This window comes from Aeromonas sp. R4-2 (genome assembly GCF_040908295.1).
Classification (GTDB): domain Bacteria; phylum Pseudomonadota; class Gammaproteobacteria; order Enterobacterales; family Aeromonadaceae; genus Aeromonas; species Aeromonas veronii.
The window spans coordinates 631,825-648,332 of the sequence record NZ_JBFODL010000014.1 but is presented as its reverse complement, the minus strand read 5'-3'; the positions used below and the strand labels follow the sequence as shown (position 1 = coordinate 648,332).

Sequence of the window (16,508 nt, the reverse complement as noted above, 5' to 3'; positions counted from 1 at the left end):
CAACCATATTCAGAGCGCTTTACTCAAGCTATAGCATTAATTAGTCAGGGAATGATGCGTTGCTACTCAAACTGTAAAGACTGTATTTTCTGGCCAGCATCTGGCCCCCATCTCTGGTCAATGGCATCCAGCCAATCGAGCCTTTGCTGGTTGTCGGGCGCAGCAGCATCAAGTCGAAGGGAATCGTCACATAGATACCTTTAGTGAAACTCCCCTCTCCATACTCATCAGCAGACACATCGGTCAGCGTTGCAAACACCCCTGCCACAACGCCGGATGAGAAGCGTTTGGACAGATCCAGTGTCGCCCCGACATCCCCTGCCAGATAACGGCCAATAGAGAGCTGGGCAGTCACATCATCAACATAGGGCAGTTGCCAATAACCGGTCACATGGCCTGTTGCCACATCGTAATCGGCCATCCGCAAGGTATTGTTCCAATCCCGTTGCTTGACCCAGTTCACATCAGCCGCAATCGCCCATGAGCGACCAAAAGGACGATACAGCAGTTCGGCACCACCACCGGCGTACATCATCTCCAGATAACCGGCATAAGCCTGACCATACCACTCAGGTGAGAACTGCTCGAAATGGGTCGCTTGCAGGTTGTTAAGCAATACATCGGAGGAGCTGACATATTCCCGGATCCAGGTTCTCACCCTGGGCAAAGCATCCCCGTCCAGCGGTGGATTCTTGTAATTGAACTTGTCGTAGTTATTGGCCAGGTTCACAAATACCGTGCCCCCCAGCCAGTTCTTCTCGGTCACCCGCCAATCACCATTGAAGTTGAGACCAAGCTGATACATGTAGAAAGACTCCGGCCCCCCAACAGACTGGTTCAACACAGGATCCACGCTGTAACTCAGCGCCGAGCTGCGACTTTCATGGCGAACAGGTGCCGACGGTGCATTGGCTGCGATGACATCCGACTTATAAGTAGTCTCTTGTCCCAATGGAAGGTCACTGTTTGCCAACCGTACAGAGTCCATGTCCACTACAGTCTCACGGATATCGAGCCCTTTCTTCTGCTCAACGATATGCAGAGAGTGAACCGAAGCGGGCAACGCATTCGCGGCCAATAATGACATTCGCTCTTCGGCTTCATCTGGCTTGCGATACTTCAACTGCTCACCGCTGACAAAAACACGATCGTCCGTGCCATACCAGACCAGATCACGATATCCGGCATTGCTTTTCGTCTGCGCACTGAGTGCAGCCCAATCGACATCATCCAGTTGGGCCGGACTCTTTTCCGGTTGATACTCGGGCCGGGGCTCATCCAGATGGGCCTGCTGCAACTCATTAAAGTTGGTGCGCATAGTAATACCCCACATCAGGGTATTGCCACGCTGATAGCTGAGATGAGTATCCATATTATCGAAAATACGATACACGGCACCTATGTTGACTGGTGAGCTATGCGGCAAGGCTCCGTAGCCGCCTTTGCTGTTACGGGCCGCATACTCGCGGCTGTAATCATTACCGTCATATTCCAGTTTCAGACGCAAAGGGCGCCATGGCGTCTGATACTCGATACCGCCAAACAAGGCCGCCGGGCCGTGGAACAGACTATCGACCTCAAATTTGCCGCCATTGCCCGCATAACCATCATTACGCTGGCACCAACTCTCTTTGTATTCACAGAAGGGGTTCTTGATATTGCCGCTCTCGGCCATATTCCCCCAGCCCATTCCAAGGGTGAAATCAAACGGGCCATAACGTTTACTGGCAACAACGTACTCACTATCGAACAGGCCAGTACCCATCAAGTCTCTGAAGCCCAATGATACTTGGGGTAAATAATCAGACTCTTGCCAAAGTCGGAATTTAAAATCCATCGACTTGTCTTTATAAGTCTGATCCCCGCTGAACTGCTCGTAAGGGCTATACAGGCGAGTTCTGACATCGGTATAACGCAGCGTGGCCTCAAACCAGTCAAAGGGCTGCATGGAGATCGACCAGCGTCGATACTCTTCGTTATCCATGTAGTTGAAACTGAACTCGCCTTCTGCGGCCATTCTGGCGCTGGGCATCTGCAGCAGACCTGCCCCACCGAAATCACTTTGCGATGGGCCATAGGGATCATTCGCCCCGGGTGCAGCAACACAAACGGTCGAGACGGCCAGGGCAATATATGAAAGTTTTGGAATCATTAATGAGGCACCCTGTTTGCAATTATCTCGGCGATCCGCTGATTTATTCCGGTAAATGAAGAGGGCAACAGGTCAGGATCAAACCCGACCAGCAGTGCAGCCCCCGCCATGGGTTCACGATGAAGCTTGTTCCAGACGGCAACGGGGACCATCTCGATATCACCGGTTGGCTGGATCAACAGCAGATGAGCCGAGTCGGCCCCCTCCAGCAGCGCATCACGCTTCCAATATTCATCGACACCGGCACCGGGTATCAGAGGCAGCGTGGGGAGTGCTTCCATCAGGCCAAACATGGCAACCTGAGGCTGGCGAGCAGCAACAAACAGTCGGTAGTTGCCTTCCAGGCGAGGGTTATCCTGCGGGGAGCGCTGGGCATTGTCAGGATCAACTATCACAGGCAAGCGGCCGGTAACGGTGATGCCTTCGAGTTGATGTGCAAGACGAGTAGCAGAAGAGGCACGTTGAGCCTCACCTTCGCTACGCCATATGCTCGCCAGACTCTCCAACTCACGGATCACCGCCGCCTGCTTGAGCTCAAACTCATGTTGACGGGCCGGCGTCGTAATCTGGGCAGAGCGCCAATAGATGGGTGATGGCAGCAGCTTGTTTCTCAGCAAGGCGTCAAGGCGTGCTCCTTCACTCAAGGTGATGGGATCTTGAAGACGCCCCTGATAGTAAATGCTGACACTGGTATCCGCGAGGCAAGCACCGGACAGCAATAAAAGAGATAGGGTCAGTTTTTTCATGACGAGAATGGCTTCAAAATGGTGAGTTCAATGACCGGCAGATCAGGGCCGAGATGTTGCTGGGTTTTTACTACCTGTCCATTAACCGGATCTCGCCAGAAAACATTGGTCCAGGATTCCCCCCCCGGGAACATTGAAACCGTCTCTTCAAAACGCGTAGCTGAAACTCGGCGCGTCACCAGATCCAGCTCATCCTGTCCGGCACGGACCATCGTCCCTTCAAGACGATAGCCGCTGAGATAGCGCAGTTCCCACTCTGACAAGGCACTCCAGTTGGCAGATGAGGTAGCAGCCATCGACAGTGGGTCGGCAGAACCACTCTCGCTCATGACCAGGTCATTTTCCATACCGACAGTTTTAATGACACGACCGTGGCGGGTAATAATCATGACCCGATCGGCTGTCAGCCAGGAGAGATCATCTCCATTGACATAAGCCAATACCACGAAGATCCGCGGGTTATCACCGATTTTCAGATAAGCGCTTGCATAAGGCAGTTTATTGACATGCTCGGCACTGACGGTCACATCATCAGCCCCCAACACGGCATATTTGATAGTTTCGCTCGTCACAGAAGCAGTATTTGAACAACCGGTGAGAGATAACAAACCAAGAAAAACAAGATTGCGCGATAAAGACATAGAGTGACCACAGTGACAAATAAAAAAATAAGGCTGCCAAAGCAGCCCTATATCATATTAACGAGTACTGGTTGTGGTTCCGGTACCACGGCCGGCATCATCGTTGGAGTTGGCATTTGCAATGGCAACACCAGCAACAACCGCAGCACCTACACCAACGGCAACAATGGTGCCAGTCCCGATGGCAGCAGCACTGGCAGCACCAGCACCTGCGGCACCGGCAGAACCGGCAGAACCGGTGGATGCGGCAGCAGCAGCTTCTTCAGCAGCCATCACACCATGAGAGAATGCCATGGCAGCAGCCAGAATCAGGGCGGTTTTTTTCATTTCATCTTTCCTTGTTTATTGTCTACTTGTGGCTCGGAGAAAATATGGCATGACAACAATGCTATTACCATATATCCCTTTACCAGCGCATTGCCATGTTCACAAAAAGTTAAGTAACTCATTGTAAACATAGATAATTGCAAATATAGCATACCATCGGGACGCTATTATTGCACTGAAATACAGGTTGCATTCGAAAACTATTTTATGGTGGTCATAAAAAAGGTGCGCCATGAAGACGCACCCTGCATTCACCTATTGCGGTTATCCAAACAGAATGTCAGGCCTTTTCCTTGCTGCCATAACTGTATTGATAATATCCGTAGTTACCGTAATAACTGCTCGCCTTCTTCTCGACCGCGTTGAGCAAGATCCCCTTGATAGCGACCCCGTTTTGCTCGAAGCGGCGAATGGCCACCTCCACCTCTTTGACCGCAGTCTTGGCAAAGCGGGCAACCAGCAAGGATGCGCCCACATGCTGACCAACGATGGCAGCATCGGTGACCGCCAGGATGGGAGGGGAGTCAACGATCACAAAATCGTAGTGCTCGCTCGCCCAATCCAGCAGCGCTTTGAAACGAGGGTGCATCAACAGCTCGGAAGGGTTGGGTGGCACAGCCCCACGACAGACAAAATCAAGGCCATCAAACCCGGTCTGGCTCACAACGTGCGCCAGCTCTGCTTGACCCGCCAGATAGGCACTCAGACCGGCGCCCATCTCCTGCCCCATAACCTTCTGCATGTAGCCTTTGCGCAAGTCGGCATCGATAACCAGCACCTTCTTGCCGCCCAGAGCCAACGTGGCAGCGAAGTTGGTCGACACGAAGGTTTTGCCAAGACCCGGGCCGGGGCCCGAGATCATCACTATGTTGTTTTTGGCTTCCATCATGGCGAAATGGAGGCTGGTTCGCAGACTACGCAGTGACTCCATCGCCAGATCGGCCGGATTTCGCGCAGCCAGCAAAGCCTCGTTGAGAGGCATGACCTGCCGCCGCTTTTTCTGCTGCTGCTCGATGGTGGCCTGCTCAGCGGAATAGGGGATGGTGGCATAGACAGACAGCCCCATCTCTTCCAACTGTTCCGGGCTTTCCACACCACGGTGGAAGGCAGCGCGCACCAGGATCAACCCCACCGACAGCATGCCACCCAGCAGTGTCGCCAGTACCACGATCAGCGGTTTCTTAGGCTTGACGGCACGGGTTTCAACAGCGGCATCATCGATGATCCGCACATTGCCGATAGTGCCCGCCTTCATGATGTTGAGCTCCTGCTGCTTGTTAAGCAGTTGGACGAAGATCTCCTGACCGACCTGTACATCACGGGTCAGACGCAAAATCTCCTGCTGGGTTTTTGGCAGACGCTTGATCGACTTGTTGATCGCATTTTTGGTATTCATCAAGGTCTGGCGCTTTTCCATCAGGGCGATGTAAGCGGGGTGCTGGCGGGTATAGAGTTGCTGCAACTCCGCTTCCCGGAAGGTCAGCTCATTGAGCTGCTTCTCGAGGCCCACCATGGTATCCAGTGCGGCTTTCGCTTCCAGCGACAGATCGACCGACTCATTCTGCTGGCGATAAACATTTAACTGCTCTTCAGAACGATTCAGTTCCTCTTTGACCTGAGGCAGATGCGTCTGCAAGAAATCCAGGCTCTTCTGGGCCTCTTCGGTCTTGCGTACCACATTCTGCTGCAGATAGTTCTGGCTGATATTGTCGAGCACTGCACGAATGCGGCCCTTGTCATCCCCTTCCAGCGCCAGTGAGATGATCCCGGTATTTTTGCCCTTTTCACTGACCTGAAGATCGCGCTGCAACTCGGCAATCACATCCAGAGCAGGTTGTTTGACCAGCGTGAAGACCTGCCCCTCATCGGCAGCCACATCAGACAACAGCAGGGTGACATCCTCTTTCTCAAGCAACTTGCCTACCTGACCTTCCAGCACCCGCCCCTCAACCTCAAGGGTAAAGTGTTTGTCTGCGTCAACCGTCAGCGTCAGCGGCGTCCCCAGCAATTCAGGCGCCACCTCAAAGCGGCTTACCGCCATCTTGGGATAGGGATGGCCCATCAGCCGTGACAGACCACGGCCAACCAGCGGGAAGAAATTGGGTGTCACTACGGTGTCGAGGTGAAGCTCTTGTACCGTACGGCCAAGCACCATACGAGAAGTCAGCAGCTCAATCTCGGCAGCCGCATCGGGCTGTTCACCGCCCAATACATCAGCCATATCCCCGAGCAACGCGGCACCACTGGCTTTTTTCTCCACCTGCAGCAAGGCGTTTGCCTTGAAGACCGGGGTCGCCAACAGAGCGTATGCAACGCCAAGAACCATAAACAGAGCGGTGATCGTCACAATCCACCAACGGCCATCGATCAGGTAACCCAGCAGGCGCCCCAGATCGATCTCGTCATTCTCCACCGCGGCACTGCTCTGCCGGGACGAAACAGAAGAAGTCGTCATTAAACACAATCCATTTTTATAGTCAGATACAACCCAAACACCACCAGACGCTGCGGATGTCGTTAAAGTTTTTTCGCCCACCCATCGGCGCTACGCACCAACAGCTGGTAAACATGTTCGTAAGCTTCCCGGCTCAGACGATAGGGATCGGGCACTTCACTCTCCCCCTGCCAGTGGCCAAACAGCATGGTTTTGCCACGGGCCCCCGGGTCGATGGCCGTGACGGCAGAGATATGCCCTTTCTCCATCACCAGGATCAGATCGGCATCCTGACAGAGCTCGCGGGTCAGTTGGCGCGCCGAGTGCCCCTCAAGGGAAAGACCATGCTGCTGTGCCACCTCGCTCGCGACCTTGTCGGCCGGCTTGTCAACCAGGGCACTGACCCCGGCAGAACTGACCTGACGGCCGGGCAAACGCTCGCGAAGCAGTCGTTCACCGGTTGGGGAGCGGCAAATATTGCCCACACACACCACAAGAATTTTTTCAAACATATCGCTGTCGCTCTTAAAAAATAAAATCTGCAGCCACCGCCCCTCACTACGTGCATCTTCCTGAAGGTAGGCGGGTAGAGGGTATAGTCCCATGCCCTACCCTCCCCGTTTGTCACCGTATCAAGGCAACAAACAACCGGAGATAAGGGAGGCATCAGCCCCCTCAATGCCGTCTCCCTGAGGGAGGGCGGCTACATGTCAATCCAGCGGGAGAGGTTAAGCAACATCACGGCCTTACCAGTTGCGAACCCGCAGCATGCCTTCGGTCAGCTCATTAAAGCCGTTGATGGAGGGCACCAGCTGACTCAACACGCGATTCCAGCGCGTCACCGGCGCCGTGGTGACATAGACCACGTCGTAAGGTTGCAATGCAAACTCGGTCCCCATCACCAGCGCAGTGGCATCACTCAGGTCGAGCTGATAAATCGCGGCTTTCTCTTGGGCTTTGGCTGCGGGGCGCAATACGAAGATGCCGGTCGCATTGGCGGCATTCTGGTTAAGGCCCTCGGCACTGCTCAGCGCTTCGGTCAGGCTCATCCCCTCACGACCAATGGTCAGGGTCGATGCCTTGTTGACCTCACCCATCACAAAGACTTTCTGGGCATCGTTGCGCGGCACATAGAGCATGTCGCCGTCACGCATCAGCTGATTGTGAGAGAGATCCCCATACTGCAGCAGATCCTGCATGGAGAGCGGGAACTCCTTGCCCTGGCGGGTCAACACCACATGATGCCAATCTGCGGTCGGGGTCAGCCCGCCAGCCAGATTGAAGGCATCGAGCAGGGTCATGGGCACATTGGTGATGGGCTGGGCGCCCGGCTTGGTCACCTCACCGGAGATATAAACCTTCTGGGAGCGGAACGCCGCAATGCTCACATCCACCTGCGGACTCTCGATAAACTGGGCCAGACGCTTGGCGATATCGGTACGGATCTCCGCCACAGTTTTACCCACCACGTCCACCTTGCCAATATAGGGGTAGAAGATGGTGCCATCGGCGTGGACCCAGTTGCCCGCTTCGCTGGCACTGCGGTAAGAACCGGCCGGGATGGTCAACTCGGGGTGATCCCACACAGTGACATTGAGGATGTCGCCCACACCAATCCGGTACTCGTAACGGCTGATCTCGCTATTGAGCTCGGGGTTGGCCTTACCCACCACCGGCGCCTTGCGCAACTGACTGATCAACGCGGGGGTAACCGGATAGACATCTGCCAGCTGATCAACATCAACGGAACCTGTAGCCACCTCGGTTTTGCCACTGGTGGAAAGATTGGTACCGGGCACCACAGTGCACGCACTGAGCAGGGCCACGGCCGACAACAGAGGAATGAGCTGAATCCTTTTCACTACCACACCTTATTAAGCTTGCCATCAAGAACTGAACGGAAAAATCGCCGTATGATAGCGGAAAACACGGAGAATTCTGAGATAAATTTACGGATAAAATCACAGCAACAATGGAACCGCTCAATATAAGCAGAACACTGACAATTCAATGGATATATACCCATTTTCAAGCACACCATCTTTGGTGCTGATATTAAAATCAGCCTTGATTTGTCAACAGGTTGAACCCGATATGTGTTTGAATCGCACCGACGTAATATTTAACGACTTTTTTACAATAAAATGCGATTCCCTCAGCTTGAGGGAACCGCTGTCGACATATTAGTCACTACCAAACAGATCGCGGGTATATACCTTGTCTGTCACATCGCTCAACTCTTCAACCATACGGTTGGCCAATATCACATCACAACTCTCTTTGAATTGCGCCAGATCGGTCATGACTTTAGAGCGGAAAAACTCGGGCTCGCGCAAGGTGGGCTCATAAATGACCACTTCAATCCCTTTCGCCTTGATCCGCTTCATGACCCCTTGAATAGCAGAAGCACGGAAGTTATCGGACCCTGCCTTCATCACCAGTCGATAGACACCCACTCGTTTTGGATTCTTGCGGATCACCGAATCGGCAACAAAATCCTTACGCGTGGTATTGGAATCAACAATCGCCCGGATCAGGTTATTCGGTACCTTGTTGTAGTTGGCCAGCAGCTGCTTGGTATCTTTCGGCAAGCAGTAACCACCATAGCCAAATGACGGGTTATTGTAGTGGCTACCAATACGGGGATCGAGACCGATACCATCAATAACCTGGCGACTATCGAGACCATGCAGCTGGGCATAGGTATCGAGCTCATTAAAAAAGGCAACCCGCATGGCCAGATAGGTATTGGCAAACAGCTTGATCGCCTCGGCTTCTGTGCTGTCGGTAAACAACACAGGCACATCTTTCTTGATCGCCCCTTCCAATAGCAAATTGGCGAACACGTGAGCCCGCTCGGAACGCTCACCCACAACAATGCGAGACGGGTGCAGGTTGTCGTAAAGGGCGCGACCTTCACGCAAAAACTCTGGCGAGAAAATAAGATTGTCACATCCCAACTCTTCACGCAGCCGAGCAGTAAAGCCGACCGGAATGGTGGATTTGATCACCATCACCGCATCGGGATTAATCGCCATCACATCCTTAACTACCGACTCCACCGTGCTGGTATTGAAGTAGTTGGTTTCGGGATCATAATCAGTGGGCGTTGCGATGATAACGAAGTCTGCCCCTTGATAAGCCTCTTCTTTATTAAGGGTGGCGCGCAGATTCAGATCACGGCTGGCCAGATAGCTTTCAATCTCTTTATCGACGATGGGGGAGCGGCGCTGATTGATCAGCTCAACCTTGCTGGCAATCACATCGACGGCCACCACTTCATGGTGTTGCGCAAGTAAAACAGCATTTGATAAACCGACATATCCCGTGCCAGCGATAGCAATCTTCATATTATTTATACTCTATGTTTTAATAAACCATTTAATGCATACCAGCAGAAATACCAACTGGATTTAAATAAATTCAACTGAACAACCGTTCTGTAAAATTCCCACTGATACTTTGCTGTATTTATCTTATTCTGTGTCATACCAGTATCCGTGCGATATTTAGCTAATACATCCGGTAGACTATATGCAGCATCACACTCTTTCAACAAGGTAAGCCAGAGCCCCATATCTTGCCGCTTTCTAATAAGTGGCATTTTCTTTTTTCCCAAAACCTCAGCATTATACACAGCAGTAAGGCAGCCGATGACGTTACCATAAAGAAGTTGCTGATATGTAACTGAATTTGGTGCCACAACGACGCCACCGTCACCATCTTTCGAAAACTTTTGATAGGATGAAAATGAGAACAAATATCCATTTTTCTCCATAAAAGAGATCTGATTGGAGAGTTTATTTTCAAGCCAGAGGTCATCAGCATCCAAAAAAGCTATATATTTTCCCTTGGCAATATCGATGGATCTATTTCTTGAAAATCCGGCACCTGAATTAATCTCATTTCGCATTAAAATAATTCGTGGATCAGTATTTGAAAAAGAATTAACTATCTCAACAGTCTCATCAGATGAAAAATCATCTGTGATTATCAACTCCCAATTCACATAACTTTGTTTCAAGACACTATCTATAGCATCTCTAATCGTGCCACCTGAATTATAAGTCGGCATAATAATAGAAACTAATGGCTCATACATATTAATCTAACCTATTCAAACTAGTTTAAACGTTCTTTAAAAATGGAGCCCACAAATCTATCAAGAGAATATATTTTAGATTTAGGTTTCCCACATTTAGCTAGTATTTCAGCATCACGCCTATTCTGACAAATCCATAATATGGAATTAATTAACTCTTCCAGACTATTCTTTTTGATGACCAAGCCACACACGGGGTCTTCAAGTAGGACCTTTTTTGCATAGCCAACATCTGTCGATAAGCATAATACCGAAAGATTCATGGCTTCCAATAATACTCTAGGTCCAGTTTCAGAAAGAGAGGGATTAATTAACACATGTGAGCACTTATATATCTCGTCTAGATCAGGTCCATTTTTGACATGCCCTACCATCTGAACAATATCACTAATTGAAAGCCGCTCGATCATTTCTTCATAAAATGAACGAAGTGGTCCATCACCAACAATTTTTAGTTTAAAATCGAGCTCTGGCACTGACTTTTTAATCGCACAAATTGCATTCAACAAAATATCAATGCCCTTTGCAGACTGCAAGCGGCTTACACATAAAAGATGTAAAGTCGCAGCATCTGACCAATCTCTCACGTTAATATCTGCAGAATCATTTGAATTTAGAACTGCCTCTGAAAGAGTACTTTCTATATGAATAGAAACATTACTTTTAGCCATATAAAAAGGTAGATATGATAATATTGAGTCCCCATTTGCACTGCATTTATTAAATCTTGCAGCCAAACAAGTAAGCATATATTCAGGTAAAAAGACAAGTAACTTGGAATATCTACTTATAAAACCTATAGAGTTATTACAGAGCAATACCTGCAACGGATTTGATGTAAAGTGGTAATTTATTACCCGAGTCTTTCTATAATTAAAAATCCCGAATAACCATGAAAGTGGCTCGGGTGTTCTTACATAAATGTGGCTACAACTATCAAATAAAGCCTTCATTGCCTTAACTATTTTCATTGAATGCTTTAATGCAGCTAGGTATGAAGAGAAACAAGGGATAGATAGCAAATTTATACCACATCCATTCTCAATGAATACATCCGTACTGTCAATTTTGGAAGGGGTAGTATTCGAAAGCAATAATACATCACCATACTTCTGTTGAAACATCATCAGATACTTTGCATGAATAGCATTGATATAGAATCCATTTTCGCATGGCTTAACTTTCCAATTGCAATATAAACCTATCATAATTAAAAATTCTCACGTACAACAGTACACGGCGGAACGATACTACCACCTTTGACTAGAGATCCTGCCGTTATTACTGAATTTGCAGCTACCCATGAACCTTTACCAATATAGATAGGTTTTGTTTTTCCTCTTGCATATCGATAACTATCATCAACTTTTCCATGGTTACTATCGACAATAACTACATTCATGGCAATAATTGCTTCATCATCGATAACAATACCACTCCGTGCCATTATAAATACGCTAGGACCTATATAGCAATCATCACCAGCACTAATTAATTCAATTCCACGAAGGCATGCACCATGAGCAACTTGGAAATTCCTTCCACATGACTTCATAAAAATTGAATATAACCACCCTCTAAATCTCATTGAAAGAGGAAAATCAGGAATAATGAATGTCACACACATAATAAAATGGCAATACACCAATAAAAACTTATGTTTTAGTTTCATTAGACATCCTTTTTGCGGAAAACACTACATAAAATACTATCAAAAAAAACAATGACTGATATGAGTCAAAAAGTATTGCTCCTTTCATCATCAGAGCAAAAATATAAACAACATAAAATAAAATAATGACTAACTCATCGAGTAAATGCAGTTTATTTCTTATAAAGAATTCAATTGGAAATAGTAATAGCATTAAAGCCCATAATACACAACCAACGATTCCAATTGAAAATGTAACGCGATACCAACCAACATCGGTATTCATATAGTAATCATTATTATCACCAAACCATCTAGAATCCCCAAGAATAGAGAAATCATCGATACCATATATATACATTTTTATATTACTCTGGACTGACCCAGTCTGGGTGCCAGATGTGAAAACTTCAGTAATCCATTGTATAAAGAAATCTTTTGTATCTACAGGCATTAGATAATAGGTAATAATAAAAACCAATGTTCCTACAAACATAGAAACAAAAAAGCCTTTCGTTATAACTGACAATTTTGAGGCATATATATAATAGACTAATAAAATTACAACTCCGATGATTGATGAGCGGGCAGCAATCATTGCAGAAACAAGTATTAATCCCCACATTATATAATCTATGTTTCTTGCTTTTACATTATTCATATAAACTAAATAACATAGAGCACATGATACCTGTACAAAACCTGTAGAATATGCAGAGAACCCCGTAATACCGATCATTCGCAGTCGCATAAGGCTATCTAGCGCATCAGCACCTCCAATTAAACTAAATGTATCTATACTAACTAATGATAGATATGCATTTTGTAATTGGGAAAATAACAACATAGAAATAATGAATAGGGCATTAATAAAGCCAGCTATACCTATATGTCTAAGTAACTGAATAAAATTATCTCTATAATATCTCCGTATATAAAATGGAAATATAGATAGCATTAATAGGTACACTAATGACACTTTCACCATATATAAATCTGATGAGGGAGCATTAATTGAAAAGCTAGCTAGGCTAACCGAAAATAATGTTATTGAAACGCCGACAACAAACTTATATGGGATGTAAAATGAAAGTTTATTTTTTACAATTAGCACTATAATTGATAATAACACTATATAACTAGTAGGAATTGCATATGGCACAAATGAATAACTGACACCATATATAAAGAACAGCACCAAGAATATTTTAAGCACTTAGCCACCTATAAAAATCTTTAGCTGTCTCAGAAATGCCATAAAAACTTCAATATTAAATCGTCTGAAAGGCAGTTTAGTTAAAAGAGCGACTTTAAAATCACTAAAAAAACTATGCCATATAAATTCAGATAAGATCCTTGCATCATCTTTATTACTTAACATACGTCTATAATCAGCTGATTCAATATCATTTTTACTACAATTAATGTAGTGTAAATGATTTATGACTCGCGTATCTTTTATTAGATTCAATCTATTTCTACGCGATAGTGAAGAATCTAAAACTCGGTATTTTAATATTACATCATTTACATTACCAAATTTTGCACCACAAGCGGCAAATTCAAACCAAAGAGCTAAGTCTTCCGCATGTTTAAATTTGTCACAGCCATAACAAAGATCATTGTCATCTATAAAAGATTTTCTGAATACAACCGATGGGTGAGCGAAGGGAACTCGACTAACTAAAGATAGATTAATAATCTCTGAAGTTATTGGGACAAATCTAAGCCGCTGAACAGTGCCAACTTCATTCATCTCTAGATAATGCCCGCCACATATGTCTAAATCATTTGAATCCATATACTTAACTTGCTTTTCTAAACGGTCAAGAAAGCAAATATCATCGGCATCCATCCGTGCTATATACCGCCCCTTTGAGGCAGAAATACCTTCATTCAAGCTATAAATCAGGCCCTTGTTTTCACGTGAGATGACTTTTATTCTTTCATCTTTCCTTTTAAATTTCTCAATTATATTTATGCTATTATCGGTTGAGCCATCATTGATTATAATAAGTTCAAAATTACGATATGACTGAGCTAGAACAGACTCTATAGCTTCTGAAAGATATAATTCTGCATTATAAACTGGTAAAACAACTGAAACATCGATCATTTTACGCCACTCCGATTATTAAAGATCAAGTTTAAATTCCCTAGTTTCATATTAACAATAAGCAGTAATATAAAACTCAGTATTTCCGTGATCAAGATTGCAATACTGGCCCCTAATGCCCCATATTGCTTGCTCAAAAAGAATACATAAAGAATATGCATGAGCGACGTCGCAATAGGAATGGATGAAAATAATCGTTTGTACCCAAATGGTAGTAATATATAGTTAGATAAAACAACGGACATTGGAATTAAGAATATCATCGGTGACATTAATTTAAGCAAATAGATTGCATCTAAATACTCATCTCCCAAATAATATCTAACAATATAAGGAGACAAATAAAAAAACAACACTGACACAATTAAACTAATTATCACTTGATACTTCAAAATTTTATAGATGAAAGCATAACCACGCCAAATTGTCTCAGAGGCCAATAGCTTATTGACTCTTGGATAAAAAACATTACCTAATATAATAAAGGCCCCTAATAATGCCCCCCTAATCTTGTCCGCAGAAGAAAAGATACCGACTTCATATGAGGTGGAAACAAAACCAAGGATTAATGGCGTTGATAATGTATATAGGCTGATTGAAAAAGTGCCAATAAAAATAACTGAACTATCTTTAATACTTTTTACTATGCCATTACCATCAAATGGTAGAAATTTCACGCCTAATCTTTTAGTTAGAAAGACAGATACAACACCAGAAAGAACAAATACTCCAGCCTGTATTGCAACTGCAAGAGAAATATCATCAGGTGTTTTTACAAAAATAAATATCAATGGGAGACATAGTAATTTAGAGGATGCTGTTAAAATAGCAAACCACTTCATTATCTCTAACCCCTGAAACAACCAAATAGGTGTCAGTGCACAACCAAAAACTTGAATTAATGAAATCGCAATCAAATTAGATGATGACTCAAGCTTTTCAATATAAAATGTTGATACATATACACATAAACACACTACAACCCCAATTAACAACTTTGAATATATTGTATCAGAATATACGCGGCTTACATATTTTAGGTTTTGATTGTTTTTTGCTATTTTTGCCGAACTTGAAAGATTAAACCCAAAATCAGTCAACATGACACAATATTGTGCAATTACTAGGGCAAAACTCAGCTCTCCGTAATGCTGAGGTCCCAAAACGCGAACAAGGTATGGAAGAGTTAGCAATGGCATTAAATAATTAATGCCCTGCATTCCAAAAAGATAGATGACATTTTTTAACATAAACCCACCCGAGACAAAAATGTCATCAGTTCATTTTTTTGTGTGATGGGGCTATCGCCCCATTCCAAACAGCACAGTCTTGACTGTCAGCAGCAGGATCTTGATATCCAACATCAGGCTTTGATGCTTGATATAGAAGATATCGTATTTATGCTTCCAAACTGCATCTTCAATAGATGCGCCGTAGGGGTATTTTACCTGAGCCAGGCCGGTAATGCCGGGCTTGACCGCATGACGGAAGCGATAGTACGGGATAACGGCTTCCAGCTCTTTGATAAATACTTCCCGCTCGGGTCTTGGGCCAACCAGAGACATTTCGCCTTTAAAGACGTTGATCAGTTGCGGTAGTTCATCAATACGGGTCTTGCGAATGAAACGGCCAACACGAGTGACTCGGGCGTCGTTCTTGCTTGCCCATTGAGCACCATTTTTTTCGGCATCGTTTCGCATAGAGCGGAATTTGATTACGTCGAATTCCTGGTTGAACAGGCCAACCCGGGCTTGACGATAAAAGATGGGACCAGGTGATTCCAGTTTGATAGCTAGTGCAGCAAGCAAGCCAATGGGAATGGCAACCAGACTGAGCGCAATGGCAGAGACCAGATCCAGCGCACGCTTGACAATGCGATTGGATGGACGGGAGAGGATGGAGAAAGATTTCATGTGCAGGAAGTAGCCGCTGTGCAGCAACTCCACTTCAGTGCGGCCGAAACGACGGTCCAGATAACTGACCAGCGGTTCAACGTAGGCGCCATATTTGGTGGCCAGCACCAGCATTGCGGCCAGTTCATCGGGAAGGTCACCACTCTTGTAATGCACAAGGGTTTTACCTTTCAGGGCCGAGAGGTCTGTCACATTGAAGTTCAATGTGAACGGATAATCAGCAAGCACCCGTTCGATAAGCTTTTTGTCATTGTCACTGCAGTAAACATAAAGCTCATCACTTTTCATGTGAACCCGCTTAAGCTCATACACCAGATTACCAATATCCAGTGAATGACTCTCGGCCGTCAACTGTTCATTCGCAGCAATCCCGAAGGCTGCACTACTGTCTATTTTATTATGCATTCCCATAAGCTCTCTTCATGT

General features: G+C 46.1%; 15 protein-coding genes. All 15 read right to left on the bottom strand.

Features of this window, described 5'->3' with window-relative positions; genetic code table 11:
* Positions 1-40: 40 nt before the first annotated feature.
* Complete coding sequence (locus AB5Y99_RS13460; RefSeq protein ID WP_368209897.1) at positions 41-2,152, bottom strand: YjbH domain-containing protein; 2,112 nt, start codon at positions 2,150-2,152, stop codon at positions 41-43.
* Entirely contained in the window at positions 2,152-2,898 is a 747-nt protein-coding gene (locus AB5Y99_RS13455; RefSeq protein WP_368209895.1) for a capsule biosynthesis GfcC family protein, read from the bottom strand. The genes AB5Y99_RS13460 and AB5Y99_RS13455 overlap by 1 nt, the downstream gene beginning before the upstream one ends.
* A complete protein-coding gene (locus tag AB5Y99_RS13450) occupies positions 2,895-3,539 on the bottom strand; it encodes a YjbF family lipoprotein (protein ID WP_279464596.1) in 645 nt (214 codons plus the stop codon). Before AB5Y99_RS13450 ends, AB5Y99_RS13455 begins: the two co-directional genes overlap by 4 nt.
* Positions 3,540-3,596: 57 nt before the next feature.
* Entirely contained in the window at positions 3,597-3,866 is a 270-nt protein-coding gene (locus AB5Y99_RS13445; RefSeq protein ID WP_368209893.1) for a hypothetical protein, read from the bottom strand.
* Positions 3,867-4,146: 280 nt separating this feature from the next.
* The gene (locus AB5Y99_RS13440) at positions 4,147-6,321 is read right to left on the bottom strand and encodes a polysaccharide biosynthesis tyrosine autokinase (protein WP_368209891.1); all 2,175 of its coding nucleotides are present in this window, start codon (positions 6,319-6,321) and stop codon (positions 4,147-4,149) included.
* 62 nt (positions 6,322-6,383) lie between these two features.
* Positions 6,384-6,812: a protein-tyrosine-phosphatase gene (locus AB5Y99_RS13435; protein WP_042018640.1), complete on the bottom strand. Its 429-nt coding sequence runs from the start codon at positions 6,810-6,812 to the stop codon at positions 6,384-6,386.
* Positions 6,813-7,046: 234 nt separating this feature from the next.
* Complete coding sequence (locus AB5Y99_RS13430) at positions 7,047-8,162, bottom strand: polysaccharide export protein (protein ID WP_139406210.1); 1,116 nt, start codon at positions 8,160-8,162, stop codon at positions 7,047-7,049.
* A gap of 321 nt (positions 8,163-8,483) precedes the next feature.
* Positions 8,484-9,650: a nucleotide sugar dehydrogenase gene (locus tag AB5Y99_RS13425; protein WP_368209890.1), complete on the bottom strand. Its 1,167-nt coding sequence runs from the start codon at positions 9,648-9,650 to the stop codon at positions 8,484-8,486.
* A 5-nt stretch (positions 9,651-9,655) separates the two neighbouring features.
* Positions 9,656-10,402, bottom strand: coding sequence for a glycosyltransferase family 2 protein (locus tag AB5Y99_RS13420; protein WP_368209889.1), 747 nt, complete (start codon positions 10,400-10,402; stop codon positions 9,656-9,658).
* Between the two features lie 20 nt (positions 10,403-10,422).
* On the bottom strand, positions 10,423-11,529 hold the full coding sequence (locus AB5Y99_RS13415; protein ID WP_368209887.1) for a glycosyltransferase: 1,107 nt from the start codon (positions 11,527-11,529) through the stop codon (positions 10,423-10,425).
* A gap of 83 nt (positions 11,530-11,612) precedes the next feature.
* A complete protein-coding gene (locus AB5Y99_RS13410; protein ID WP_368209886.1) occupies positions 11,613-12,074 on the bottom strand; it encodes a DapH/DapD/GlmU-related protein in 462 nt (153 codons plus the stop codon).
* Complete coding sequence (locus AB5Y99_RS13405; protein ID WP_368209884.1) at positions 12,058-12,900, bottom strand: hypothetical protein; 843 nt, start codon at positions 12,898-12,900, stop codon at positions 12,058-12,060. Before AB5Y99_RS13405 ends, AB5Y99_RS13410 begins: the two co-directional genes overlap by 17 nt.
* 369 nt (positions 12,901-13,269) lie before the next feature.
* Positions 13,270-14,169 (bottom strand): glycosyltransferase family 2 protein, encoded by a 900-nt coding sequence (locus AB5Y99_RS13400; protein WP_368209883.1) that lies wholly within the window; start codon positions 14,167-14,169, stop codon positions 13,270-13,272.
* Positions 14,166-15,419 carry a flippase gene (locus tag AB5Y99_RS13395; protein ID WP_368209881.1) on the bottom strand — a complete coding sequence of 418 codons (1,254 nt, stop codon included), beginning with the start codon at positions 15,417-15,419 and terminating at the stop codon, positions 14,166-14,168. Before AB5Y99_RS13395 ends, AB5Y99_RS13400 begins: the two co-directional genes overlap by 4 nt.
* Before the next feature lie 51 nt (positions 15,420-15,470).
* Entirely contained in the window at positions 15,471-16,493 is a 1,023-nt protein-coding gene (locus AB5Y99_RS13390) for an exopolysaccharide biosynthesis polyprenyl glycosylphosphotransferase (protein WP_227016188.1), read from the bottom strand.
* Positions 16,494-16,508: the final 15 nt, after the last annotated feature.